This is a genomic window from Cryobacterium sp. 10I1 (assembly GCF_035019805.1).
Taxonomy (GTDB): domain Bacteria; phylum Actinomycetota; class Actinomycetes; order Actinomycetales; family Microbacteriaceae; genus Cryobacterium; species Cryobacterium glucosi.
The window spans coordinates 1-240 of sequence record NZ_JASJVF010000685.1 but is presented as its reverse complement, the minus strand read 5'-3'; the positions used below and the strand labels follow the sequence as shown (position 1 = coordinate 240).

1 pseudogene is annotated in these 240 nt (G+C 72.9%); it reads right to left on the bottom strand.

Features of this window, described 5'->3' with window-relative positions:
* Positions 1–233 (bottom strand): annotated as a pseudogene (locus tag QN345_RS20335) (ABC transporter permease); the annotation flags it as partial.
* Positions 234–240 lie beyond the last annotated feature (7 nt).

Here is a 240-nt window from a genome sequence, read left to right as displayed (position 1 = left end):
ATGATCCCGAGCACGGCCCCGAGGCCGAGGCCGATCAGTGTCGCCGCCACGCCGATCTGGAGCGAGCCCCCGGTGCCGTGGCTGACCCGGGTGTAGACGTCGCGCCCGGATTCGTCCGTGCCGAACCAGTGCGCCGACGAGGGGGGCTGGAACGCCGCGCGCGGGTCGATCGCGAGCGGGTCTCCCGGCGCCACGAGGCCGGGTGCGAAGGCGGCAAGGAGCAGGAACAGCACAAAACCG